This window comes from Telmatocola sphagniphila, assembly GCF_018398935.1.
Taxonomy (GTDB): domain Bacteria; phylum Planctomycetota; class Planctomycetia; order Gemmatales; family Gemmataceae; genus Telmatocola; species Telmatocola sphagniphila.
In genome coordinates, this window is record NZ_CP074694.1 from 1,649,458 (window position 1) to 1,674,821 (window position 25,364).

Below are 25,364 nucleotides of genomic sequence, written 5' to 3' on the forward strand. Positions count from 1 at the left end.
CGTTTCGCAATCAACCGCTTTTCTGAGTAAAACATGAACGGACTGATCCGGTTTGCACTGGGTAATACCCGAGCGATAACGGTATTGATGCTGGCGATCCTACTTCTCGGGGGACTGGCATTAGTATCCATTCCGGCCGATATTCTTCCAGTGTACCGTTCTCCCGCCGTGCAGGTTCTGACCTTTTACAACGGCATGTCGGCCACCAATGTCGAAAAGGACATCACTTCCCGAATGGAACGGTGGACCGGTCAGGCCGCCGGGACCGCTCGACAGGAATCGCGCTCGATTATCGGCGCCAGCATCGTTCGAAATTATTACGAAGACACTGTGGATTTGAGTGGCGCTCTGACGCAGGTCAACTCGCTGTCCACCGCAGCGATGCCCAGTTTGCCGCCCGGTACATTACCACCGGTCATCATGCCTTATGACCCGACCTCTTCCACTCCCGCCTGCCTAGTTGCCCTAAACAGCAAAACACAGGACGAAGCCACTCTCTACGATACGGGTCGCTACCAGGCTCGAATGATGATCATGGCTTTGCCCGGTTCGAATGCGCCCGTAGTCTACGGTGGACGATTGCGAACCGTTCTGGCTTATCTGGATCGACAGAAATTGCAGGCCCGCAATCTCTCGCCGATCGACGTCATGAACGCTCTCGATCGTTACAACATCTTCATTCCGGCAGGCGATGCGAAACTCGGAACTCTCGATTATGCCCTCGATTCCAATTCCATGTATGAGATCGTCGAAAGGATGGGCGATATTCCCATCAAAAACGATGGTGATAAACCGGTTTTCCTGCGCGATGTGGCTCTCCCCAAAGATGCCAGTCTGGTGCAGACGAATATCGTTCGCGTCGATGGTCGCCGGCAGGTTTACATTCCGGTCTATCGCCAGCAGGGCGCGAGTACCTTGAGTGTCGTCAGTCACCTGCGCGACAACATGCAGGACATGAAGGACCGACTGACAACGCCGGATGTGGATCTCAAATTGGTGATGGATCAATCGATTTACGTGAGCAAGGCCATCGAAAGTCTGGCGGAAGAAGGGATACTTGGGGCAATTCTCTGTTCACTGGTGATCCTTTTATTTCTCGGGGAATGGAAGATGACCGCCATCGCAGTCATGACCATTCCTGTCGCGGTTCTGGGGGCGATTGCCTGCCTGCATGGTATGGATCAGACGATCAACGTCATGACTCTGGCCGGGCTGGCGCTAGCCATTGGTCCGCTGGTGGATAGCGCAATCATTTGCCTGGAGAATACTCACCGACATCTGGGGCTGGGCGCAACACCTAAAGCAGCCGCTTTTCTCGGTGCTAGTGAAGTGGCGATGCCCGAACTCGTCGCCAGTCTCTGCACCCTCCTGGTATTAGCGCCGTTGGCGATGATGCCGGGGATCGGCAAATTCCTTTTCCGACCGATGTTTCTTTCAGTCACCTTCGCCATGGTCATCGCCTATATCCTCTCCCGAACCTTCGTCCCCGCCCGTTGTTTCAAATGGTTAAAAGGTCACGGGTCCAAGCCGATCGAATCGAATACTCTCGATCTTCCGCCCAGTAATTCGCGGGAGAATCCCCAATCCCCCGGGCTCATCGGGCGGCTCTTTGAAAAGTGGGAATCCGTCATCGATATAGGCATACGCGGCTACAGCCGTGTGCTGCAGTTGGCAATGAAAGCTCGCTTGGTCGTCGTGTTGTCCGCTTATGCACTTCTGGCCGCTACCATCCTCCTGTTAGGTCCGAAACTTCGCCGGGAATTTTTCCCCGAAGTCGACGCGGGTGTATTCGAAATCTACGTTCGATTACAATCCGGTACCCGCATCGAGATTACGGAAAAAAAGGTCGAAATAATCGAAAATTTTGTCAAGGAGACCCTCGGTGCCGATCGGGAAATGGTGATCAGCGAGATTGGTCTGACGGCCGACTGGTCCGCCGCATTCACACCGAACAGTGGTCCGATGGATGCCGTGGTAAAAGTCCAGTTGAAGCCCGAGCGGTCGCACTCGGCCCAGGAGTACGTGCACCTATTACGACAGGGTTTTAGTAAGGATGCTCGCTTCAATGAGATCGAGTTTGCTTTCGATGCGGGGGGAATGATCCGGTCAGCCATGAACGAAGGGAAATCGACACCGATCAACATTCGAATCACGGGCAAAAGCCTTCGAAAATCGCGGGCCATCGCGGAAAAAATTCAGGGTGAAGTTCAACAGGTTGACGGCGTCGTCGACGCTCGCATCATCCAGCGACTCGACTATCCCCAATACACTCTCGAAGTGGATCGGGCGAAGGCAAGCGATCTCGGGCTGGATCAGGTCGATGTGATGCGAAATGTCGTGGCTTCGTTGAACTCGAGCGTTCAGTTCAACAAACGCAATTTCTGGATCGATCCACTCAGTCACAACCAGTATTTCGTGGGGGTGCAATACGCTGAAGAAGATATCGATTCTCTGGAAACGCTGCTCGATATTCCCATCACCAGTCCGACCCAGAAGCGTTCGATTCCCTTGCGAAATATTGCCACTCTCCGAAGGACGACCGTTCCCTCCGAGATCACTCACCAGAATTTGCAAGCGACATTCGATCTGACCATGGGCGTTTACGGACGGGACCTGGGACACGTCGCCGAGGAGGTCAAGAAAATCGTCCAGCAATTCGGGAAAGCCCGTCCGGACGGCGGTTGGACTCCCTTCGATCCCGATTCGCAGGAGAAAATTCCCATCGAGGGGAGCAAGGTTCTGTTAAGCGGCGAATACCAGAAGATGGAATCGACTTTTCGAAACCAGGCTTTCGGGATGATCCTCGCCGTCACGCTCATTTACTTTTTGATGGTGGCATTGTTCAGATCCTACCTGATACCCCTAGTCGTTTTATCCGCGGTGCCCGTCGGGATCATCGGGGTGGTACTCGCGCTGTATCTGACTCACACCGCTTTGAGTATTCAATCGCTGCTCGGCGTAATCTTTATGATTGGGATTGTCGTCTCAAATACCGTTCTACTGACCGATTTTGCACAGAATCTTCGAAAGACAGATTTGCTGACACCGCAGCAAGCGATTGCTCGCGCCGCCAGTATCCGCGTCCGGCCCGTGGTCATGACCGCACTCGCAACGTTCTTCGCGTTAATCCCCATGTCATTGGGGCTGAGCCGTGGTAGCGAGGCCAATGTTCCCCTGGGAAGAGCCGTCCTGGGAGGATTATTGGCTGGCCTGGGGACCACGCTACTTGTGGTACCCTGTCTTTATTCATTGGTGATTCATGGGCCGCTAGAACACGAATCTGGAGATGAAGGCGAGTCTCATCCAGTGCATAAAAATGAGGATTGAACTATTCCAAGGTCACGCTGTAGGACGTCCCTGTGACACTCCCGGCTCAACCTCGAGGAGTTCCCACTACCGGACGGCACTTGCGATCCTTGATTGCCTGCACCAAATCGGCGATATTACGGATTTGCACATCGAATAGCGTGTGGCAGCAGCCCATGGTGGATTCGTGATGCGAATCGCTATTGCCCAGTTGAGCGTATTCGGGGTGCTCTCGAGCATACTCGGCCGCTTGCTGTCGCAAATCGGGATCCATGTTTTTGGACATCATCTCCATGCCGTCCAAATGAATTGCCTCATTCTGCATGATGTCCGCAAAAGGCTGGCCCCAGCGAAACGGGTGAGCCGCCACGGCGACACCCCCCTGCTGATGAATTTCATCGCAGAGGTCCTCCCAGAGCATTCCTTTTCGGAGTTTCTTGGCCTCCCGGACGCCATAGCAAAGCACATCTCCTTCTCGAGCGGTTACCTCAATACCCGCCAGGACGATGAGCCCGGGTGCCATACTGCGCAACTCCTGCAATTCTTCGTCGGGCCACCAGTACTCATGCTCCGTGATCACGATGCCGTCCAGGCCGACTTCCTGGGCTCTTTGAAGCATCGCGATAGGATCCATTTCGCTGTCGTGCGAATGGCGGGAGGTATGCATATGGAGATCGAAACGCATCATAACTGCACCGCGGGAAGTTCGGAGGTTTCCGAGAGCTTGGCCGCCGCTTTCAAGACTTTCTCAGCGAGCTCCAGGTAGGCCTTGGCGACAGGGGAATCGGGATACTTGTGAACCAGAGGTTCGCCCGCATCACCGCATTCGGCGACTCGAGGATCGATGGGAACTTCGCCGAGAAATTCCACACCGGTTTCTTCCGCCAGTTTCTTCCCGCCACCGTGGCGGAAAATCTCGTAGCGCTTGCCATCGTCTCCGACAAAGTAACTCATGTTCTCGATGATGCCCAATACCGGAACTTTGAGTTGCCGAAACATATTCAGGGCTTTCACCGCGTCGATCAGACTGACATCCTGCGGGGTGGTCACGATGATGGCACCGCGGACATTCGCCGTCTGACAGAGTGTGAGTTGCGCATCACCCGTACCCGGGGGCATATCGATCACCAGAGTATCCAGGGCTCCCCAAGGAATTTGCGTCAGAAAAGCGCCGACATATTTGGCGACCATGGGGCCTCGAAGCAGTACGCCTTTGGTGGCATCGGGAATGAATCCCATCGACATCAGCTTCAAGCCGTACTTTTCGAGCGGGAATTGGGCCGTCTGCGGATCGGCTGAGCCCAATCCCATCATAAGGGGCACACTGGGGCCATAGATATCGGCGTCCATGAGTCCGACCGACTGGCCGATCTTTTTCAAGGCGAGTGCGAGGTTGGAGGAAACCGTCGATTTCCCAACTCCCCCCTTACCGCTCGCGACTGCCAGGATATTTTTCACATCCGCCAAGGCGGGATTAGCCGCCTGGGTTTGAGGTTGCATATAGACTCCTGATTATTCGTGACTTGACGAAGTAAGATTATTTATCTGAAACGGGAGAGGAAAAGTCGCGTAACATTTCGAGGGTATAAATCCCCGAATCGTGGCCATCGTTCCAAACGATTTGATACGCATAGTAACCGCGAGGCAGCATTTTCACCGGTTTGGGAGGGCCAGCCTGAATTTCGCGCTCCGACAACACTCGGAATGGGTCTATCGGCTTTTGTCGTTCGTCATTACAGGTTGCACAGGGGCATTTTTTACGAAGCTCGGTAAAAGGGACAAATGTGGATGCTCCATCCGCCCACTCGATGGCAAGTCCGTCTCCCGCCCCTTTGAGCGATTTTGGTTTGTATTTGTCTAATTCAACCGTCATAACTGTCTCCAGCAGATATGTTAGGGATGAGGACACGACTGGGGAGTGTGGCCGCTCTAAAGGAGAATCGGATAATACCGAAATACTTCTCGGGTGCAACTGGCGAGAGTAGGGAAAGGTACGCTATGGTCGTCGGCGCTTGTCCACGCTGCAGTAAATCGTTGCCGGATCTAGACATACCGCCCCTATTCTGCCCCTATTGCGGAACGAAAATTCGCGGGTCCAGCACGCCCTATCCTCACTCTAATCTTCATACGACTGCCGAATTTCAGCCCCATTCCATCCCCGATTCCTCCACTGCAGACGAGAAAGTTCCGGAAAACATCGGCGGCTACAAGCTGGGCGCGCTTTTGGGCTCCGGCGGTATGGGACAGGTTTATGAAGCCAATTCGCTGTCTTCGAATGAGACTGTGGCCGTCAAGTTGCTTTCCACGCGGCTCTCCTCCAGTCCGATTTCGCTGGAACGATTCCGACAGGAAGGTCGATTAGCCAGTCAGATTTCTCACCCCCTCTGCGTCTTCGTGTACGCGGCCGATACCGAAAACGGACGACCCTATATCGTCATGGAGCGTATGCCCGGGAATACGCTCAAGGACTATGTGGAGAAAAAGGGAACGCTGCCCGTTCAGGAATCGATCCAGCTGATTCTCGACGTGATCGATGGCTTGCGAGAAGCGCACCGGCTTGGGTTCATTCATCGAGACGTGAAGCCGTCCAATTGCTTTCTCACCAAAGATGGTCGGGTGAAAATCGGTGACTTTGGACTCTCTCGCTCGCTGACCCGCGACGGTTCCCTGACGCAGACCGGGGCATTTCTCGGTACAGTCCTATATGCCTCACCGGAGCAGATTAAAGGCGAGCCGGTCGACTTCAGTTCCGACGTTTATTCGGTTTCCGCCACGCTCTATTTCCTTCTGACGGGCCGAGCACCGTTTCAACAGGATAATATGACGGCTGCTCTGGCCCAGGTCATTTCAGAGGATGCTCCTCCCATCCGCCGGTTTCGAAAGGAAATCCCCAAAAATCTGGAAAGCATCCTGGCCCGCGGCCTGGAACGGGATCGGGATCGGCGTTTTCCGGATTTGGAGGAATTGCGGGCGGCTTTGGTCGCGTTGATACCCGGTTCGATGCGTACCGCGGGTTTCAGTGTGAAAATAGGAGCCTTCATTCTCGACGATATTTTCGTCGAGCTGGCTTTGATTCAGCCCTGTTCCTATTTCATCCACGATTATGTTAATGGCTTCTTGCTCAACATCTCGAAGCTCCTGATCTTTTTCCTCTATTTTGCCTTGTGCGAATGGCGTTTTGGTGGAACTCCCGGGAAGAGAATATTTCGGCTGCGCGTTTGCCGGAATAATTCGACCGAGGCCCCGAGCTTCACCGCCATACTGCTGCGAACCGCTATTTTCTGCCTCATGATCGGCTTTGAATTCTGGGAACATAGCGTATTAGGCGAAAGTACCAATGCCGTCCGGGCTGAACGCTTCTTCTATTTTCTCTGGGTGGTTGTCGGCCTGCTGCTGCTATACCTTCCCATGCGAAGCCGCCTGCATAGAGGCCTGCACGATCGGCTCAGTAAAACCTGTGTTCTGCGGCTGCCGCCGCGAACTTACGAGGTTCGCCTCTATAGCAGTAAGGAAGATCGGCTTCGCACACTGCCACCCTTGCCGCAGAATTTTCAATTCGATTTGAAACCCTACGTGCTCCACCGGGGAGATGAGGGCCCGACGGAAGGGGAATGGACTGTCCTCGGCGAAGATAAAATGCTGGGTCGGAATCTTCTGTTCCATATCCAGCCCAAAACCAATGAATTGAATCCTCAACGCCGTTCTTTACAGCGAACCGCGCGTTTACGGCTATTAAACTCTGGCGAATTGAATCAAAATGGCAAATCCTATTGCTGGAGTGCTTATATTGCACCCAGTGGTGCTCCCCTCTCCGATATTGCCACCACCAAACATCGTTTGCCCTGGTCCGAAACGCGTCTGATCGTTGAACAACTCGTCGACGAACTGCTGGAAGCAAGAAAAGATGGCACGTTGCCGTCGTCGCTGAATCTGGACCAGGTCTGGCTGCAGCACGACGGGCGCATGCAGCTACTCGATTTTCCTGTGAAGTCCTATCGGGAAAAAGAAATTCCTACTGTAAACGACGGCATTCATCTGGTTCGCCAGGCGATCTGTCTGGCACTCCAGGGAGATATCGCCAAGCTCGAGAAAGAAACCGATATCGAGGCGCCGATCCCCAGTCACGCGCGCACGATGATTCAGAACTCCCTGATCGATTCTCGGGAAGAGTCGTTACTAAATTTGAAAAAGATGCTCGTGGAGACCCGAAATCAGCCACAGCGAGTTAATACCTCAATGCGGTTGTTTCAAATCTGCCTCATGGGCGCATTTCTTTCCATCGGACTCTTGACCATGTTCTCCACGGCGGGTTTGTATACGGTCATGCTCGTTGCGGCTCGGGAACATTTGCAATCGGCCAGTGAAGACATGCTTCGAGCCATGCGCCACCCGGAACGACACCCGGAGTGGCGGAAGGATCCGGAGGTGCAGAAATTTCTGGCTTCCAACTCAGCCCGCAAGGATGTCGAGGAGCTGTTGAATGCCAGTAAGCTCCAATTGGACAAGCATCGCAAAGGACTGACGGCGATTGGACGTTTCATCGTTTCGCAATTTCGTACGAAAGCCGAACAGGAACAAAACCTGCTTCCCCACACGCATCTGGTGATCGAAGAAATCGAAAGGCATCAAGCCGCCGGTGAACCGATTAAGAGCCTGATTCCGATCGAGAAGGATTGGTACAAGTTGATGGGTTTGATTCTCGGCATCCCTTTGACTTGGGCTCTGTTGAGCTTCGCCTGGCGGGGTAGCCCCTCGCTTACACTGAGCCAGATTCGACTGGTGACATTAAAAGGAGAACCGGCTAAGCGCTGGGTTTACTTGCTTCGAACGCTTGCAGTCTGGCTGCCGATTGGACTGCTTTTAAGCGTCTCGGTACTGTTCCAAGCGAACTATCCCGGCTGGGTCTCCTCGCACGCGTTTGTTTGGTGGCTGGCTTTCTCCATAATCATTGGCTATGTCGTGCACGCGTTGCGCAACCCCGAACAGTCGTGGTTGGATGAGCGACTGAATCTCATTCTTGTGCCAAAATAGCCGATCTTTCCCATATTGACAGCCGCTTCCAGTTGGTCTTGACGCTAGAGAACATTTCAAACAGTATTGCCTCCGGAATATTTTATTTTGGAGGTGAATTGAAGACATGTTCTTCGCTTCACAAGCTTATCTACTGTTCTTCCTCATTGTGTTTTCCGTGTACTGGGCCCTCCCCAGTCATCGCGGACGTTTAGCCTGGCTTCTGGCTGCGAGCATCTTCTTTTACGCCTACTTCAGCGAAATGCTCGCGCTATTAGTCTTCAGCACCACACTCGCCGACTATCTTTTTGCGCGGGCGATGGATAGCACTTCGAAGGAAGTTCGCCGGAAGTGGATTCTGCGCTGCAGTTTGCTGATGAATCTCAGCATCCTCGCCTTCTTCAAATATCGGAATTTTTTCATCGAACCGATCTGCACCGCACTGGAAGGACTGGGTGTTAAACCGAACCTGCCGATCCTGCACGTTGGGATACCGTTCGGAATTTCCTTCTATACGTTCGAAGCCATCAGCTACGCCGTGGATGTGTACAAGCGAAAAATCCGGGCCGAGCGGGATCCACTGAAGTTCATGCTCTTCATTCTGTTCTTCCCGCATCTGGTGGCCGGACCGATCGTGCGTGCCAAAGATTTCCTCACCCAGGCGCGGCGGCCCAAGCGATTCAATTGGATTCGAATGCAGATCGGAGTTCAATATTTCCTGATCGGTCTGTTCAAAAAGTTGGCCATTGCCGACTGCATGGCCATTTACAGCGATCCCGTTTTCTTTCCCGGTCGGGATGTCAGCGCTTTAAGCACTACGGCGGTCTGGCTGGGGGTTTTGGCTTTCGCCATCCAAATTTACTGCGATTTCTCCGGCTATACCGACATGGCCCTCGGTTCGGCTCACTTGCTGGGGTATAAGCTCACCCGCAACTTCATGATGCCCTACCTCGCGCCGAACATTACCGAATTCTGGCATCGTTGGCATATTTCGCTGTCTACCTGGTTGCGAGATTACCTGTTCATTCCCCTCGGGGGCTCGCGAGGCGGTCGACTGCTGACCTATCGAAATTTGCTGATCACCATGACACTCGGCGGCCTCTGGCACGGGGCCAACTGGTCGTTCGTGATCTGGGGCGTGGTCCACGGTCTGCTTTTGATCGGGCACAAAATCTTCAAGACATGGTGCGAACACCGATCGCGATTGAATTCGCTACTGGCTTCTCAACTCGGAACTGTCACTCGAGTATTGATGACATTCTTCTGCGTGATGATTTGCTGGGTGTTCTTCCAGCCTTCACTGGAGAGGTCGATCGCCATTTTGAGCAAGATGTTTGAAATTCAACCCGGGGATGGGCTGACGATGCCGAATCGTCGGCTCTGGATCTCGATCGCAGTGCTTTTGACGGGCCAGATAATCCTTCTGCAAGGGCTCTGGAAGCGCTATTCGCACAGAATTCCTGCCCCGTTGATGGGAGTGGGCTACGCTCTGCTGCTATCGCTCTCCCTCTTGTTGAACCCCGATAGCGGCAAGAACTTTATTTACTTTCAATTTTAATCGATGCCTATGCGTTCTAGTCGTTCTCAGCGAATGATCAACGCCCGACGGGGAGTCCTCATCTTCCTGAGCCTGGTGGGTGTCGTTCACGTTACCTTGGCCGTGGCGGTAGCGATGTCCATTCGCCTTCGCGACCCCTTTTACGGCGATAAAGCGGCCAAATTGTTCCATCGGATCCAATGCGAGAAACCCGATCGGATCATTGTTGGCTTGGGCAGTTCCCGAATGGGGATGGGCTTTGAGGGGCAACTTATCGAAGGGGAGATTCAGCAGAAAACGGGTTTAAAAACTATCGCTTTCAATTTTGGGGTCCCGGGCGTCGGTCCAATTACACAACTGGTATACTTCAATCGATTACTCGCAAGCGGCTTGCATCCCGACCTGTTGATTGTGGAGCTTCTGCCTCCGCTGATGAGTGGAGCCGGCGAACCGATTGAGAAAAGAAGCTTCCGGGCTGAAATGGTGACGCGCTCCGAATTGAGTGTGTTAAATAACCATGGATATAATCCGGAATTGAATGAATCGATTTGGCGGGAGACCCTCCTCTTTCCCACTACCCATCTGCGTTACCAATTGCTCGGTCGTCTCGTGCCGAGTCTGCTTCCTTCAAACGAGCGGTTTGATTGGAGCCGAAAGTGCGATCTCTCGGGATGGAATGCCTGCGCATTCAGCAAGATCAGCGCGGAACAAAAGAAGACCATGACGGAAGGAGCTTTGAACGATTATCGTCCGATCCTCACCAACTTTTGCCTTGAGGGCGGACCCAAAGAAGCGTTCGAAGAACTTTTGAGTCTGGCCCAGCAACAAGGTATTAAAGTCCAAATTCTCTGGATGCCGGAAGGAGAAGAGTTTCGATCGCTCTATAAACCCGAGCAGATTGCGACATTCACCAGCCTCCTGACCGACTGGTCGCAACGATACGGGACGGAAGCGGTAGTCGCTCGCGATTGGCTGGGGGAAGATGCCTTTCTGGACTCGCATCACTTGTTGATTCGCGGAGCAGGAGAATTTTCCCGAAAACTGACTTACGAGAAACTTTTGCCTTGGCTGGCTCCCCGGATGATGCAGGTGGCTCATGGCCGCTAGATCGTCTCAGGCTCGAGCAGGCTTACTCATCGGCCTGTTGCTGTTTATGAGTATTCAATTTGCTCTCCTCGCCTGGATCTCCTTCTGCCGTCCGGCTCTGATTGATATTCCATTTCAAATGCGGCTGGAATCTCTCGAGAAAGTGGAAACTGCCCCCGTGGATCTATGCATCTGGTGCATAGGAAGTTCGCGGATGATGTACGGCCTGCAGGCCGATCTGGTTAGTCGCGATATGTCGCAACAACTCGAACGGAATACTCGGCTAGTTAATTTGGGTTTTCCTGGCTGCGGTCCCCTAGGCTCCTGGTTGTATTTGAACCGACTGCTCTCTCGAGTTCACAAGCCGGATCTGATTCTCTTCGAAGTGATGCCCGGCCTGCTTTCCTATCCGCCCGATCTGGAGCCGATGGAATGGAATCGCTTGCATCCCAGCCGACTTCTTTGTGGAGAATTCGAGGAATTGCAACGCCTGGGGGTTCCTCTGGATAAACTCCGTTTCGGTAATGAAACCAATGGCCTGTCGCCCTATTGCCCACTCTACTCTCAGAGGGTGAACCTGCTCTCGCGGAGTTTTCCTTCCTGGCTGCCGAACCAATTCGTTTTCGATATTCAGGCGGCTTGCGACCCACTGCGGTTCTGTTCACCTCCCGAGTCGGTCCATAAGACCGGAGCATTCGAGAAGGCCTTTCAGCAAACCATAAGCGCGTACCGTCCTTATCTCGAACATTGGCAAATCGGCTCCCCCGCGGCGAAAGCCATAGGGAGTTTTCAGGCCAAGTGTGCCCAGAATGGAATTCCCTGTCTGGGGTTATGGATGCCGGAATCCGAAGAATTCCAAAGGCTGAGTTCGACCAGATCCGAAAAAAATGTCGCGGACTTCTTAAGCGAGAGATTTTCGAACGCCGAATGGATTAATGCCCGAAACTGGTGCGAAAGAGGTTGTTTCTGGGACGGCCATCACCTGCATCCGCAAGGGGGTGCTCAGTTTTCCCGGCAACTCGCCAAAGTTCTGAGTGCCCGATTTGAGAACTCCAATAGAAATCAAGTTCGTTTGGAGGCGAATCCGTGATCGAACAACTTCAGAAAATCAATCGGGTTACGACGACCCCGGTAATCTCGCGAATCGATATTATCTACTCGTCGGAGGATACGCCGAAAAAGAAGGTCTTTAGTCGTCAACGCCGGGCTCTCCTGAGCCTCCTGTTGGGAGCGGGTTTCTTCCTTCTTATCGCAATGCTTGCGAACATTGAGGTAGAAAGTAAACATCCGGAGTGGGTGGATCCTCCCTACGGGCTCAGATTGAATTTACTGAAAAAAGCGGTCGCTCAAAATTCCGATAAGCCGCTGCTAGTGTTCATCGGTACCTCGCGAACGGGATACGGCATCGATAGTAAGAATTTCGATCAATTGCCGGGTGTGCTGGGCTTCAACTTCGGCCGGTCGGGGGCTGTGCTGGCGGAGCAACTGTTCACTTTAAAGCGATTGTTGAAGGACGGCGTCGAACCGAAATACGTACTTCTGGAAATTCTTCCGGCGAATCTGGGCGACCAACGGACCACGGAGGAGCTCATACCACCAAGTCGAGTCCGCTGGAAAGATCTTGCTCTGGTTGAGGAAGATCATTGCAATCGATCGAAGTATGAACTGCACTGGTTCGGGGAGCATTGCAATATCCTCTCCAATGTCCGCTTCTCACTCCTGAATTCCCAGTTGCCCTGGGCCGTGCCGGAGAGTTCAGTGGAGGCCTACCGACAGCATATGCCCCGAGACCGTTTTGGGAGTTCACCCCTCGAACGCCGTTATGTCACAACCCAGATGATCGATCGAATGAAGGAATCTACTTTTTCCTTCTATCGGGAGCACTTGAAGGAACTTCAGATTCAATCCCGGCCAATCGAAACGATCTGCGAGATACTTCGGATCTGCCAAGAGAGGGGAATTCAGAGCGGTATTTATCTGATGCCGGAGGCCAGAACATTCCGCGGTTGGTACCGGGAAGACTGGAATGAGGAAATGCCGCTTCGACTCAGTGAGATATGTCGGGAATTCCGCATTCCGCTCTTCGACAAACGCTTCAGCTGCGAGGATGCCGATTTCGTGGACGGACATCACCTCTGGGATGAAACGGCTTCCGAATTCACGGGAAGCTTTCTGAAAGACGATATCCTACCCTGGGTTCAGGGACTTCCGAATGGGCAAACGGCTGGCCGGGACCTAAATTAACGCTGAAGGATTCCGATCATTTGCAGTTGAGCTCCAAGGCAGACCATGACCGAAGCGGTCTTTCAGCGATGCATACATCCCCAGTGCGGTACTACCGTTTCCCTGGAGGATACATCTTTTCAATGCCCGAAATGCACGGGACTATTGGATGTGGCTTACGACTGGGATCGTCTGCCAGTACCCAAGAGCTTGAAAGAGTTCGAAAAAAAGTGGTCCAACCGCACGAATAAACTAGATTTCTCCGGCGTTTGGCGCTTTCGCGAACTACTCCCTTTTGCCCGTCCCGAACAGATCATGACAATCGGCGAAGGACAGACGATTCTGCTCCCTTCCGATCAGGTCGCTACCTATGTGGGTTTGAATCCCGGCAATCTCTTCCTCCAGTACGAGGGGATGAATCCTTCCGGCAGCTTTAAAGACAACGGCATGACTGCGGCCTTTTCCCACGCCCGATCCGTCGGCGCCCGACGCGCGGCCTGCGCCAGTACCGGCAATACCAGCGCAGCCTTGTCGATTTATTGTGCGGCCACCGACCTGATGCGAGCCATCATCTTCATCGGAAGCGGTAAAATCTCTTACGGAAAGCTTTCGCAAGCTCTCGAGCATGGGGCTTTAACCATTCAAATCGCTGGCGATTTCGACGATGCCTTGCAACGCGTCCAGCAAGTCAGCCGCCAGTTGGGCATCTATCTGGTCAACAGCATCAACCCCTTCCGGCTCGAGGGGCAGAAGACTATCATGTATCGGATCATTGAAGCGCTGAACTGGGAAGTGCCCGATTGGATCGTGGTGCCGGGCGGGAACCTCGGAAACTGTTCGGCATTCGGTAAAGCGTTCATCGAACTTAAAGAACTCGGCCTGGTGGATCGCATCCCACGCTTGGCCGTGATCAATGCGGCGGGCGCGCATACCTTTTACGAACTATACGAGAAACAGAAACTCCGCTGGAACAATGGCAGTCCCGACTTCAAAGTGGTGGACAGCTACATGAAGGTGATGGATGCCGGAAATCTCCGGGCCAATACACTCGCCAGTGCCATCGAGATAAATCGGCCTGTGAACCTTCCTAAAGCCTTGCGTGCTCTGGATCGATGTTCGGGTGTCGTTCGGGAAGTCAACGACCAGGAAATTCTGGATGCCAAGGCGAAAGTAGGATCGGGAGGGCTCGGTTGCGAACCGGCCAGTGCAGCCAGCGTGGCTGGACTGAAAAAGCTGGTTCAGGAAGGAATAGTCTCGCCTGGTGATCGCGTGGCCTGCGTCCTGACCGCTCATCTGCTCAAAGATCCCGATGCGACCGTAGCCTATCACAGTGCCGATCCTAAAACTTTCGAAGAAAAGCTCGGAAAACGCGGGGTCCGTCGGGCGGGATTCCCTAACCGGGCCGTTCAGGTATCGAACGACCTGGATGAAATTATCAAAGCCATTGAAGTCTATTCTTGATTCGTTTTTAGGGTGGAAAAACCGCTATGAGCAAAATTCGCTACGCAATGAACGGAGCCTGCGGACGGATGGGACAGCGGATCATCGCGTTGGGACACGAAGATCATGGCTTGTCGCTGGTGGCCGCCCTCGATTCGGGAAAGCATCCCGCCTTCGGGAAAGATGCGGGAGAACTGGCCGGCGTGGGTAAACTGGAGATTCCCATCACTTCGGAACTTCCTTTCGACCAGCATCCGGAAGTCGTCATCGATTTTTCGACTCCCGAAGGCTCCATGGAAATTCTGAAGACTTGCGTGGCTCGAAAAATTCCCCTGGTAGTCGCTACGACCGGGCACTCGGCGGAGCAAAAACGGGAAATCGAAGCAGCAGCCCACGCGACCGCCCTCCTGCTTTCCCCCAGCATGAGTCTGGTGGTCAATCTGCTTTTCAAACTCGTTCAGCAAGCCAGTCAAGCCTTGATGGGTAAGGGTTTTGACGTGGAAATTATCGAACGGCACCACCGCATGAAGAAAGATTCTCCCAGCGGAACTGCCATGCAGTTTGCCCGGATCATTCAAGAGACGATGGGGCAGTCGAAAATCGTGCATGGCCGGGAAGGTATAGTCGGGGAACGTCCACTGGATGAAATTGGTATGCATGCGATTCGGGGTGGCGACAATGTGGGCGAGCACACCATCATGTTCAGTGCACTCGGCGAAACCATGGAATTGATTCACAAGGGATACAGTCGGGACAGTTATGCCCGGGGGGCACTACTCGCTGCTAAATTTCTGGCAGGGAAACCGGCCGGACGATATACCATGTATGACGTACTGGGCCTGTAGAGTTTCGAACGCTCCGTATAGTCGAAGACGAGTTCATGGGACTCGACTCTCCACCATTTCTTAAAGGGGTTTTTATGCTCAAGTCTAAGTGGTTCTTTGGATTCGCCCTGTTAAGCCTTTTCGCGCTGTTGGGCTCTCAGGCCAAAGCCGCTGACGAAAAGTATTTTAAAATCGTACATGCCGAAACGAAAAAGGTTCTGGCGCTGACTGACAACTCGGAAGAAGCCGGTGCGCGTTGCGTGCTGGCCAAGGACGATGGATCTGAAGCACAGCAATGGAGCCTGGTGAAAGACGGCGAGTATCTGAAAATCGTCAATCGCAAATCGGGCAAAGTTCTGGATGTGAACGAAGCTTCCTCAGACGACGGAGCCGAGATTATTCAATGGGACGCCAAGGACGATGATTTTGACAACCAGCGTTGGAGCTGGGTCGGCAAAGGCATGGCCAAACAGCTCAAATCGAAATCGAGTGGAAAAGTTCTCGATATCTCCGAGGAGACAAAAGTCGTTCAGAAAACGGCAGACGACAAGAACAAAAAACAGCTTTGGGAAGCAGTTGAAGTGAAGGCGAAGAAGTAAAAAAAGGGGGCTGGAAAAAGCCCCCTTTTTTATGGCATTTCCAGCACGTAGATGGTGGAATCGGCATTGGCCGTATACGCCTTTTTGCCATCCGGCGCGAAAACGATGCCGTTCACTTTAGTCGGCAAAGTCCAGTTGCGAAGTTTTACCACTTTACTCAGGTCCCAGAGCGTCACTTCCCCCTGATCGTTGAATATGAGCATCCGCTGGCTGTCGTGATGGATCTGCAATTGGTTCTGCCCGGCGGAGTTCGCCTGGAACGCTTTCTCTTCCTTGAAATTTTCGGTGTTCCAGATTTTAACCATGCCGTTTGCATCGGCGGTGTAGAGCCGTTTGCGATCGGTTGAGAATGCCAGGTCGGTAACGCTCTTCTCCGAAGCCTTTAAGAGATCTTTGGTGATCTTCTCGTCTTTCAGAATCGCCCGAACCAAGACCTGCCCGGTAGGCGTCGCGATCGCCGCCCATTCGCCATCCGATGTAAAGGACAGAGAACTGGTTTCGAGATCCTTTTCGACCACGGTTTTGATCGGTTGGAATTTTTCATCCAGCGTAATGATCCGATTCACCGGTTTGGACCCCGGTTCTTTATAGCTCCAGATGATGAGTCGCTTTTTATCGGCGAGATATTGGATCAGTCCAACTTCATCCATGTCGTTTATGGTTTTTACGATCTGTCGAGTCTCGAGATTCCAGATTTGCACAATGTGCAAGGGAGTATTCGAAGCCGGCGCCCTTCCCCCAATGGCCAGGAATTTGCCGTCCTCGAGCAGAGTCATTGCGGTAATCGTCGAATAATCGACCGGCAGCGAAAGTTTTTCTTTGCCCGTATTCATATCCCAGATCTTGATCGTTCGATCATCGGATCCCGTTGCCAGGATGCCAGATTTGTCGATCGACAACGCTGTGACCTGACGGCGATGACCAGTGGTCGATCGAGCATCGGAGGTCATCATCATCCAGACGCAGGCGGTTTTGTCGACACCGCCGCTGAGAATGCTCGAACCATCCGGGGCGAACGCCACGCAAGTCACCCACTCCGTATGGCCGCGCAGGGAGGTTCGCTCGGTTCGGGTTTGAGCATTCCAGACTTTCACGAATTGGTCGCTTCCAGCGGTGGCAAACGACGTCCCATCCTTGTTGAAAGCTATAGCGCTAATCGCCCCGCCATGGGCATTGACTTCTGAAGTCTTGGTGAGAGTCATCGCGTCGGAGATCGACCAATATCGCATTAAGCGGTCTCCACCAACCGTGCCGAGAAAAGGCAAATTCGGATGAAATTGGAGGCAGCTGACGCCGGAGACGTGAGCGGAGAGTTTTGAGACTTCCTTAAATCCGGCATTTCGATCGAATAGACGCAGCAAGCCATCGGCCGTTCCAATCGCCAGCCACTTTCCGTTCGGAGAAAAATCCAAAGCACTGACAGCCGATTTCAAATCCGAAAAAGTGTAGGCGACTTTACCGGTCTCCTTCTCCCAGAGAATTGCGGTCTTATCGGCCGACCCGCTTAGAAAGTATTTTCCTGAAGGATCTATGGCCAGAGCCATGATCGGAGCTTTATGCCCGAGGAATTCCTTCTGCAGTTTACCCCCCGGGATGTCCCAGAGCTTGATTTTTCGATCGCCTCCGGCCGTAGCCAGTTGGGTGCTGTCTGGAGTAAAGGTTAACGATGTAATTGCGGAATCACCCGCCTGATACTGAGTTATCAGTTTGTTGCTCGTCGCATCGTATAGGCATACCTGGCGGTCGGCTCCGGTCGTGGCAAAATACTTCCCATCGGGACTGTACGCACAGGCCCATAAATAGCCCGTGTGATCTTTCAGAGTAATATGGGCATCGGCAAAACTGACATCCCAGACTCGAATGGTCTGATCCAGGCTTCCCGAGACAAGCGTCCGGCTATCGGAGGTAAATTTCAGACTGGTGACCTCGGAGCTATGACCGAAAAACGTCCGCAGGAGTAGTCCATTCTTGGTGAGATCCCAGATCTTGATCGAATTGTCTTTACCACCAGTCGCAAGAAATTGGCCATCGGGACTGACGGCGATTGCCAGCACGGGTGAAGCATGCCCGGAAGTGGATTCTATGGAAAGCAATCGGAAATCCGGTTTCGGGGGCGCATTGGAGGCGCCGGGAATCAAAATCTGGCGGATGTTGATGTTACTGTCACTACCGCCGGTGTAGATGCTTCGGCCATCCGGCGAGAAGGCCAGGCAATTCGCACCGCTGACGGGATACAGAACGGTGGAAAGGAGAATTTTGGCGGGCCCTTTTTCGGGAAGCTTGGAAGGATAGAGCTTGAGCGAACCGCGACTATCGACCAGAGCGATGATCTTCCCGGTCGGATCGTAAGCGATTTGAAAGATTCGCTCTTTCTCTTCGATTAGAACGCCTTCGCTCTTTCCGCTTTCGACATTCCAGAGCCGAATCGATATTTCGGGTGCATCGGAGGCACTCGCCAATGTTTTGCTATCGGGACTAAATGCTAGAGAAGAGACTTCGGACTTGTGTTCTTTAAGAACGTGAGCAGTTTTTCCAGTCGAAGCGTCCCAAAGATGGATTTCTTTGCCGGAAGAACTGGCAATCCATTTCCCATCGGGCGACCAGGCGACGGCATAACTTTTCTCGGTCGATCCTTTAAAAGCCAACTCCTGTCGGCCATTTTCGATATTCCAGATGGCAACCGAACCGTCATAAGCGGATGCGACGCACTTGGGCTCTTTAGGGTGCAAAGCGATACATTGGATTTCACCCGTTTGCTGGAGACGCTGACTTCCCAAAATTTTGGAAACGTTGGCAGGCAGGTTTGCGGGGAGATAGGGAATCGAAAATCTCGCTTCACGCAAGGTGCGGGCGGCCTGTTCGAGATTCCCCGCTTTCTCGGCCTTATCCGCCAGGAGTTTGAGTTGCTCCGCATTCTTCAAATCGGGCTCTGAGAACCCCTTTTTCAGGGCTTCCGCTCTCTCTTTTTCGAACTCCTGTTTCCTTTGAGAGATAATCTCCTGAGAATTCGCCGCTGTCTGAGACCAGAGTAGTGTCGGGCTCAAAATACAGCAGGAAATTCCGAGTAAAAAAAATCGACTGGAAGGCATTTTCACGTCCTGTTGAGAATCATGATCGTTAACGAAGAGTATAGCTAATCGAGAGATCTCTAGAAACAAGATTTTCCGGGGCATCGTTATCCGATACACTCATTGAAAAGAACTTATTCCCAACGGAGTCGGTGGCGATGTCCAAGAAATATTTGATGTGTACGGCGGAAGCCCTGGTCGAAGGAGATAAAGACTACCTGTGCGCCGAACCGGAGATCGTGATCGGCGATCTGGAAGGTCCTGTCGGTACTGCGCTGGCCACACTTCTGGGAGATCAGGTTCAGGGACACACACGCGTCTTTGCACTTCTTAACAGCGATGTGCAGGTCAAACCGGCCACATTAATGGTCAGCAAGGTTACCGTCAAAGATTCCCGCTACACCAACATCCTGATGGGAACGGTTCAAGCGGCTATTGCCAATGGTGTTCTGGATGCGGTGCGAGCGGGCGATATTCCCAAGAAGAAGGCCGATAGCATGGGAATCATCTATTCGGTCTGGCTCGATCCGGTCATTCTCAAATACCCGGCTTCAGAAATCGACCACACTGCCCTATTCCAAATTCATCGAGCCGCGACGGCCAAGGTGATCAAAAAAGCCATGGAAGGGGAACCGACCATAGATTGGCTGTTGGAAAATCAGGATAAGGTCGAACACTATTTCCATCAGCAAGGGCTCGAAGGTAAGTTGTAGGCGAAGTCCTTCGGCCTTCGAACCAGTCTCTTAATGTCGTTTTTCACGGGATTTCCAATCGCCCGCTTATCAATCGTTCACTTTGTTCAGGCCGACCGTACGAATTCCCAATCGCGCGGCGAAGCGACTCTTCTGAAGTGGTGTGAGTTCCTTGGTGTACTTGGCCCGGACACTTTCGATCCAGCGAATCTTCCGATCCCCGTAATCGGTGACGATTCTCACTAGTACTGGGCCGGCGTAGTTCAAAGCTCCGCGAATTCCGGATTCCAGATTCGCCGCCGAATTGATTTCCTGGTAGGCCACGCCTAATCCCTGAGCTAAGGCTGTATAGTCCAGCTTAGCCAGATGAGTTGCCGTGGTGCGATTGTAGGCCGGTTTCTGCAGCATCTGCATGTAGTGATAGGCTTGATCGTCCAGAATGAAAAACTTCACTGGGAGCCCTTCCCGTGCGGCCGTTGAAATCTCCAGGCCGGTCATCAAGAAGCAGCCATCCCCGGTGAGAGTGACCACCATTCGACCCGGATGAGCTTTTTGTGCTCCTAAAGCCGCCGGAATTGACCAACCCATCGCCTGATTATCGGTCGGATTGAAGTACGTACGGGGTTTGCAAGTGGTGAACGCCTCAGCGGCCAGATGTTCCGAAGCTGTAACATCGACAAATACCAGCGCATCTTCACAGAGTGCTTTGCGTAGGGCCAGAACGACCTGCATCGGATCGACCCCGCAACGAGCATAGGACTCGGAGCGATTTTTCACTTCCTGAACTCGAGCGGCCGAGATTCTGCTGATAATTTGTGTTTCTTTGGGACGGCAAACGGCATCGGCTTGCTTGAGGAGTTCATCGAAGAAAATTCCCGCGTCCGCGTTCACACAAACATCGGGCGTGTGAATTCGGCCCAGATTCTCCGGATTGATATCCACATGGATGTGATGCTTCCCCGCCGGATTCTGATAGAACCCGGTCGATACCTCGCTGTACTTCACCCCGATGGCCAAGATGCAATCGACACCGGCATGCGGATGCAGCAACTTGGTGTTGAAGACATGCTCGGCCGTGTAGGTCCCCTGCGGTCCATAACCCCAGCCCACCGCTAAGGGATGCGTTTCAGGAATGCAGCCTTTACCGGAGATGCTCGTAGCGACCGGAGCTTGCAGAAGTTCAGCCACTTGAACGAGCTGAGCCGAATAATCCATGCAGCCCAGACCGGCATATATTCCGACGCGCAGATTCTTGTTTCGAAGGATGCACAAGGCTTTTTGAAAAGCCGCTTCGTCGAACGGAACGCCGACATCGGCCCGCGCCGGTGAATTCATCATTCCCGCCTCAATGAGCAGGTTATAGGGGATCACCACCGCCGTCGGGCCGGGCTCACCGCAAGTCGCGAGAGCGAAAGCGTTGCGAATTGCCTCGGGAATCTGAATCACTTCGCTGACGGAAAAGACCCCCTTCGTTACCGGCTTCAATAAAGCGGTTTGATCGAGGCAATGAACCTGAAAAGGTTTGCCTTTTTCGCCGCGAGCAACATCCCCGACGATGGCCACGATAGGAACCGAATCGAGCAGTGCTTCCCCGAGACCTGTGAGCGAGTTCGTGACCCCGGGGCCGGGAACGATGCAAATGACTCCCGGTTTACCTGTGCTGCGAGCATAACCATCGGCCATGCAGGCAGCGGAATACTCGTGCGTGCAAAGGAGGTACGGAAGCTTTTTCGCCTTCAAAACGTCCCAAAGTTCATTTTCTTGCGCGCCGGGAATGCCGTAAACGCAATCGGTTCCTTCAACGATTAAAGTCTCGACAACGGCTTGAGCCCCCGTCATGTGACCTTTCACGATCCCTTTTTCTCGTCGATGTTTAACCAGCGGGCCGTCAATCGCTTCCGCTTGGGGAGCGAGAATCGCTACGGTTCCCAGAGCAGCCATGCCTTCAAACAATCCGCGGCGCGAAAATTGGAATTCCATTCCCTTGCATCCCCAAAAAACTCGATCGATGAGGTCCGTCTAGAAAAGCGGAACTGTCGATTCGTATCGTTAATATCGGGATTGCATGAAGCCTGTGGGGAAGGCAATCGAAGTGAAAAAGAGCGGTATTGAAAATCGAGGTGGATCTGAACTGCGGACGAAAGATTTACCGAACATTCCGGTTGTAGGACCGGTGAGATTACGGGCACTTCCCCGTCCGGATTACTGTGGTTGAAGTTGAGCAAATTGAAAGAGCCGCGTTACCGTTTCCGGATCTTCCGGAAAAATCGATTCTAAAACGCAAAGAGCACTCCGCATCAAGTCCGTATCGCGTTTCATCAGCCCCAGATCGAATAGCCCGAATACCGCCTCCCTGTAAGAAATGTCCCGTTCGAGCGCGGAGACAAAGAGTTCTTCGGCCCCATTCAATTCGAGGTTGGCCCAGCGGCATATCGCCAATTGGCTCAAGAGCTTAGCGTTGGGTTTCTCCGTTTTCAGCAGTTCTTCGATGTGATGCTGCGAATCTCTAAACCGCCCCGCCTGAATCGTAAGATCAATCAACTTCTCACGGGCAGTGCGGTTCGTGGGTTGTAATAGTAACAATCTTTCCAGTAGAATAAGTGCCTCATCGAGTGAGGGACGATCACTTTTTGTCGAGAGAAGTTCCGCCTGAGTTTGAAGGACGTTTGGAGCATCGGGCTGCTTCTGCAGATAAAGCCTTTGATAATGGATGGCTCGGGCTTCGTTGTTTGCCGCGCGGGATAACTCGGCCTGGTGCAGATAGGCGTGGGCGACCTGAGCGTAATTAAGGGTGTGCGCCGCAGCCAGGGAGCCGGCTAGGAGGCACAAAGCCAAGAAGAGTAATAGTAGTCGAAGAGGGTGAACTTTTGGCATAACCGGATAATAACACAACGACGGGATTGGTCAATCGGTCTTGGTTTTTGCCGGGAGCCCCAAAAGTCTGCATGCTGCCTGAGTTACGCCATCGGCTGTGGCCGTCTTCTTGAAAGTCACGATCGATTGGGATCCGAGTTCGCTGAGCGATTCATCGATCAATCGGTCTTCGGAGACCACAATCAGAAATTGGCCCGCAAAACTCTCCTGGATCTTCAGGATCAGTTTCTCCAGATCGATTTTCCGCCAGAATCCCAGAATCTCTAACGGAACTTTCTGCGCAGTTGGCAGGTGCTCAAGAATATAGTCCGGAAACCAGAGATCGGTTTTTAAAGCAATCGGCAATGGCTCAACTATCAGCTTCCAATTCGCCGCATGCTTCAAGAACGATCGCTCAAAAACCTCCAGCTCCGCAGGTCGATAACTTCCAAAATCAGGTACATGGGATATCAGACCTTGTTTATTATTGAGCGCCAGAACTTTGGGCATTTTTTCCGGTCCCCACAATAAATGGGCAGTCATCTCCCACTGTTCGCAGTGCAAAATATGAGGAAAAAAATTGGAGAGCTGCAGGCCGTACTTCTGAGTCTGGCTGAACAGGCTAAGAGGCCCGTCTAAAGCCAGATGGAAATGATCCTTGGTGGGTTGCTGCCACACGGCAATTAAGCGATGAAACTTTGCCGCCCGGGCCAACTGACGGCTGCGCGTCGCAGGTAGCTTTCGCAACCAACATTCCAATCGGACGCAGCGGCAAAGTAATGCCTGAACCAGGGCCACGTTGTATCGGTGTAAGAGTCGCTCGGCGGATAAATCATCGAATCGAATGAGCCGCTGTTCGCTTTTCAGATCGGCATAGAGAGTTGTCTCAATGACATTGACTGGCACGCCGTGCTGTTCCGCCAGTTGCCTGAGAATCGGATCGCGATGCCGGGCAGGATGGGCCGACCAATCGGTTTGCTTCATGAACTGCTGAGAGAGTTTGAAGGCCTGCTCGCGAATCGTTTCTGGCGACAGAGTGGAGTTGGTATCGAACTCCGAACGGTCCATCAGGACTTTGGCCAACCCGCGCTGAATCAACTGCAGTGGTCCCTCCGTCTCAATTTCTTCTAGCGACTCTTCGATCTCGGCCAGTCGAGATTGGCCGGAGAGCCGAAAAATCTCCAGGAGCCGCTCGGCCAGTTCCAGCAGTATCGGATCGTCCGTCTTCAAAAATTTGGGATGGATGCCTTCTTTCCGATGCGTCACTCGAATGAGATTACCCGAAAGCATTATGCTGCCTCCTGCGCTCGCTCGAGTAGACCTCGGAGGTACCCTCCAGAATCAATTCGTAGAGGATAGCCTGTTTGTCCGGACGCTTTCGTAGAATCCGGCCCAAGCGCTGAACATTTTCCCTCACAGTGCAAGTCCCCGAAAGAACGATACCTACGCTCGCCGCGGGAACATCCACTCCTTCATTCAGAACTTGACTGGTAACGATTGTGGAGTACTCCCCCGAGTGGAATCGCTCCAGCATCAGCCGTCGCTCCTTGGTTTTGGTCTGATGCGTCAGCGCGGGTATCAAATATTTGCGGGAGATGTCGTAGACCGTGGCGTTGTCCGCTGTGAATATCAGTATTCGATCGGCCGTATGCTTTTTCAGTAAAGCTTCGAGTTGAAGAAATTTCCCCTCGGCCGATCGTTCTACTTTCTTCATGTCGCGATAAGCTTGAAGGGCCTGCCACCCCTCTTTGGTACGTGCGGCCTCGAACAGAAATCGACGCCATCCCTCGGGAGAAGAAATGCTCAACTGCTTCGCACTCAGGAACGATCGATAAACGCTTTTATTGTGATCGAACCGTTCCTGTTCTTCTGCTGACATCCGGATAAAAATCTGTTCCGTTCGGTAGTCGGCGAGGAATTGACCGGAAAGTTCGGTAATTTCGCGGCGATAGATTATCGGACCGATCAGATCTTCATAGGCGACTTCCTGGCCGTCGCTTCTTTCGGGAGTCGCAGTTAGTCCCAGCCGAAATGGAGCCAGGCTCATTCTGGCGGCCATCGAATAGGTTGCACCGGGCAGATGATGGCATTCGTCAAAAATGAGTAACCCAAATCGGTTTCCCCAGCGCTCGACGTGAATATAGGCGGAATCGTAAGTCGAGACGGTCACCGGGCTCAAGGTATATTCGCCGCCGCCCAGCATTCCGACGGGAAAACCAAAGGATGCTTCCAATTCCGTGTGCCACTGATGCAACAAGTCGATGGTGGGCGTAACCACCAAAGTAGGCCGGGCGGCCTGAATCATGGCGAGAATAGCCGTGAAAGTTTTACCCGTGCCGGTGGGGAGTACGACCAATCCTTTTCCGTTCGCCGTCCACCAGGCCTGAACGGCTTCTTTCTGATGTGGGAATGGGTTTCGAGCCGATTTTAGATCGAATTGTAACGGCTGATAATCGCGTGCCTGATCGAGATAGGAGACTTGTTTGCGACGGAGTTCTTCGACGATCAAACGATAGCGATATCCCTCGGCCCGATCGACTTTTGTTCTGGGATCAAATTGAACGAATGGCACCAGGTTTCGATTGGAAGGATGAATACCTTCAACCAGGATCGTTCCTCGATCGAAGCGAAGTGTCAGTTCTGGGCCCTTTCCATCCATACTTCCTAATTTACGAGTTTGCGGAGCTTTCACTCAGGTACTTAGCGAGAGTTGTTTCTGAAGAGAG

18 protein-coding genes are annotated in these 25,364 nt (G+C 52.9%); 10 read left to right on the forward strand and 8 right to left on the reverse strand.

Features of this window, described 5'->3' with window-relative positions; translation table 11 throughout:
* The first annotated feature begins 33 nt into the window (after positions 1 to 33).
* Entirely contained in the window at positions 34 to 3,327 is a 3,294-nt protein-coding gene (locus tag KIH39_RS06725) for an efflux RND transporter permease subunit (protein WP_213498513.1), read from the forward strand.
* Positions 3,328 to 3,373: 46 nt separating this feature from the next.
* Here KIH39_RS06725 and KIH39_RS06730 read toward each other — a convergent pair whose 3' ends face one another.
* Genes KIH39_RS06730 through KIH39_RS06740 form a run of 3 tightly spaced genes read right to left on the reverse strand, consistent with a single transcriptional unit; the run spans position 3,374 to position 5,179 of the window.
* Positions 3,374 to 3,994, reverse strand: a complete 621-nt coding sequence (locus KIH39_RS06730) for a PHP-associated domain-containing protein (protein ID WP_246539569.1) — start codon at positions 3,992 to 3,994, stop codon at positions 3,374 to 3,376.
* Positions 3,991 to 4,806, reverse strand: a complete 816-nt coding sequence (locus tag KIH39_RS06735) for an Mrp/NBP35 family ATP-binding protein (RefSeq protein WP_213498514.1) — start codon at positions 4,804 to 4,806, stop codon at positions 3,991 to 3,993. The genes KIH39_RS06730 and KIH39_RS06735 overlap by 4 nt, the downstream gene beginning before the upstream one ends.
* Before the next feature lie 37 nt (positions 4,807 to 4,843).
* Positions 4,844 to 5,179 carry a DUF971 domain-containing protein gene (locus KIH39_RS06740; RefSeq protein WP_213498515.1) on the reverse strand — a complete coding sequence of 112 codons (336 nt, stop codon included), beginning with the start codon at positions 5,177 to 5,179 and terminating at the stop codon, positions 4,844 to 4,846.
* Positions 5,180 to 5,304: 125 nt separating this feature from the next.
* On the opposite strand from KIH39_RS06740, the gene KIH39_RS06745 reads away from it, so the two are divergent.
* From KIH39_RS06745 to KIH39_RS06780, 8 genes are all read left to right on the forward strand, one after another.
* Complete coding sequence (locus KIH39_RS06745) at positions 5,305 to 8,337, forward strand: protein kinase domain-containing protein (RefSeq protein ID WP_213498516.1); 3,033 nt, start codon at positions 5,305 to 5,307, stop codon at positions 8,335 to 8,337.
* Positions 8,338 to 8,443: 106 nt separating this feature from the next.
* Positions 8,444 to 9,874 carry an MBOAT family O-acyltransferase gene (locus tag KIH39_RS06750; protein ID WP_213498517.1) on the forward strand — a complete coding sequence of 477 codons (1,431 nt, stop codon included), beginning with the start codon at positions 8,444 to 8,446 and terminating at the stop codon, positions 9,872 to 9,874.
* 9 nt (positions 9,875 to 9,883) lie between these two features.
* Positions 9,884 to 10,960, forward strand: a complete 1,077-nt coding sequence (locus tag KIH39_RS06755) for a DUF1574 family protein (protein WP_213498518.1) — start codon at positions 9,884 to 9,886, stop codon at positions 10,958 to 10,960.
* A complete protein-coding gene (locus KIH39_RS06760; protein ID WP_213498519.1) occupies positions 10,950 to 12,029 on the forward strand; it encodes a DUF1574 domain-containing protein in 1,080 nt (359 codons plus the stop codon). Before KIH39_RS06755 ends, KIH39_RS06760 begins: the two co-directional genes overlap by 11 nt.
* Positions 12,026 to 13,183, forward strand: a complete 1,158-nt coding sequence (locus tag KIH39_RS06765; protein ID WP_213498520.1) for a DUF1574 family protein — start codon at positions 12,026 to 12,028, stop codon at positions 13,181 to 13,183. Before KIH39_RS06760 ends, KIH39_RS06765 begins: the two co-directional genes overlap by 4 nt.
* Positions 13,184 to 13,228: 45 nt before the next feature.
* Positions 13,229 to 14,623, forward strand: coding sequence for a threonine synthase (gene thrC / locus KIH39_RS06770; RefSeq protein WP_213498521.1), 1,395 nt, complete (start codon positions 13,229 to 13,231; stop codon positions 14,621 to 14,623).
* Between the two features lie 26 nt (positions 14,624 to 14,649).
* Positions 14,650 to 15,447 (forward strand): 4-hydroxy-tetrahydrodipicolinate reductase, encoded by a 798-nt coding sequence (gene dapB / locus KIH39_RS06775; protein WP_213498522.1) that lies wholly within the window; start codon positions 14,650 to 14,652, stop codon positions 15,445 to 15,447.
* A gap of 74 nt (positions 15,448 to 15,521) precedes the next feature.
* Positions 15,522 to 16,025, forward strand: coding sequence for an RICIN domain-containing protein (locus tag KIH39_RS06780; RefSeq protein ID WP_213498523.1), 504 nt, complete (start codon positions 15,522 to 15,524; stop codon positions 16,023 to 16,025).
* 29 nt (positions 16,026 to 16,054) lie between these two features.
* Here the strand turns inward: KIH39_RS06780 and KIH39_RS06785 are convergent, their stop codons facing one another.
* Positions 16,055 to 19,069: a WD40 repeat domain-containing protein gene (locus KIH39_RS06785; RefSeq protein ID WP_213498524.1), complete on the reverse strand. Its 3,015-nt coding sequence runs from the start codon at positions 19,067 to 19,069 to the stop codon at positions 16,055 to 16,057.
* A gap of 182 nt (positions 19,070 to 19,251) precedes the next feature.
* Between KIH39_RS06785 and KIH39_RS06790 the strand changes: the two genes are divergently transcribed.
* The gene (locus tag KIH39_RS06790) at positions 19,252 to 19,806 is read left to right on the forward strand and encodes a formaldehyde-activating enzyme (RefSeq protein WP_213498525.1); all 555 of its coding nucleotides are present in this window, start codon (positions 19,252 to 19,254) and stop codon (positions 19,804 to 19,806) included.
* Positions 19,807 to 19,875: 69 nt separating this feature from the next.
* On the opposite strand, the gene KIH39_RS06795 is transcribed toward KIH39_RS06790, so the two are convergent.
* The 4 genes from KIH39_RS06795 to KIH39_RS06810 form a co-directional block, all read right to left on the reverse strand.
* A complete protein-coding gene (locus KIH39_RS06795; protein ID WP_213498526.1) occupies positions 19,876 to 21,765 on the reverse strand; it encodes a thiamine pyrophosphate-binding protein in 1,890 nt (629 codons plus the stop codon).
* Positions 21,766 to 21,987: 222 nt separating this feature from the next.
* Complete coding sequence (locus tag KIH39_RS06800) at positions 21,988 to 22,659, reverse strand: tetratricopeptide repeat protein (protein ID WP_213498527.1); 672 nt, start codon at positions 22,657 to 22,659, stop codon at positions 21,988 to 21,990.
* A 30-nt stretch (positions 22,660 to 22,689) separates the two neighbouring features.
* Positions 22,690 to 23,928: a DUF790 family protein gene (locus KIH39_RS06805; protein ID WP_213498528.1), complete on the reverse strand. Its 1,239-nt coding sequence runs from the start codon at positions 23,926 to 23,928 to the stop codon at positions 22,690 to 22,692.
* Positions 23,915 to 25,330 carry a DEAD/DEAH box helicase gene (locus KIH39_RS06810; RefSeq protein WP_246539571.1) on the reverse strand — a complete coding sequence of 472 codons (1,416 nt, stop codon included), beginning with the start codon at positions 25,328 to 25,330 and terminating at the stop codon, positions 23,915 to 23,917. The genes KIH39_RS06805 and KIH39_RS06810 overlap by 14 nt, the downstream gene beginning before the upstream one ends.
* Between the last annotated feature and the right edge of the window lie 34 nt (positions 25,331 to 25,364).

Excerpts from the sequence above, each read along its gene's own strand:
- KIH39_RS06725 (WP_213498513.1), top strand. The coding sequence starts at position 34 with ATGAACGGACTGATCCGGTTTGCACTGGGTAATACCCGAGCGATAACG.
- KIH39_RS06730 (WP_246539569.1), bottom strand. The coding sequence starts at position 3,994 with ATGATGCGTTTCGATCTCCATATGCATACCTCCCGCCATTCGCACGAC.
- KIH39_RS06735 (WP_213498514.1), bottom strand. The coding sequence starts at position 4,806 with ATGCAACCTCAAACCCAGGCGGCTAATCCCGCCTTGGCGGATGTGAAA.
- KIH39_RS06740 (WP_213498515.1), bottom strand. The coding sequence starts at position 5,179 with ATGACGGTTGAATTAGACAAATACAAACCAAAATCGCTCAAAGGGGCG.
- KIH39_RS06745 (WP_213498516.1), top strand. The coding sequence starts at position 5,305 with ATGGTCGTCGGCGCTTGTCCACGCTGCAGTAAATCGTTGCCGGATCTA.
- KIH39_RS06750 (WP_213498517.1), top strand. The coding sequence starts at position 8,444 with ATGTTCTTCGCTTCACAAGCTTATCTACTGTTCTTCCTCATTGTGTTT.
- KIH39_RS06755 (WP_213498518.1), top strand. The coding sequence starts at position 9,884 with ATGCGTTCTAGTCGTTCTCAGCGAATGATCAACGCCCGACGGGGAGTC.
- KIH39_RS06760 (WP_213498519.1), top strand. The coding sequence starts at position 10,950 with ATGGCCGCTAGATCGTCTCAGGCTCGAGCAGGCTTACTCATCGGCCTG.
- thrC (WP_213498521.1), top strand. The coding sequence starts at position 13,229 with ATGACCGAAGCGGTCTTTCAGCGATGCATACATCCCCAGTGCGGTACT.
- dapB (WP_213498522.1), top strand. The coding sequence starts at position 14,650 with ATGAGCAAAATTCGCTACGCAATGAACGGAGCCTGCGGACGGATGGGA.
- KIH39_RS06780 (WP_213498523.1), top strand. The coding sequence starts at position 15,522 with ATGCTCAAGTCTAAGTGGTTCTTTGGATTCGCCCTGTTAAGCCTTTTC.
- KIH39_RS06790 (WP_213498525.1), top strand. The coding sequence starts at position 19,252 with ATGTCCAAGAAATATTTGATGTGTACGGCGGAAGCCCTGGTCGAAGGA.
- KIH39_RS06795 (WP_213498526.1), bottom strand. The coding sequence starts at position 21,765 with ATGGAATTCCAATTTTCGCGCCGCGGATTGTTTGAAGGCATGGCTGCT.
- KIH39_RS06800 (WP_213498527.1), bottom strand. The coding sequence starts at position 22,659 with ATGCCAAAAGTTCACCCTCTTCGACTACTATTACTCTTCTTGGCTTTG.
- KIH39_RS06805 (WP_213498528.1), bottom strand. The coding sequence starts at position 23,928 with ATGCTTTCGGGTAATCTCATTCGAGTGACGCATCGGAAAGAAGGCATC.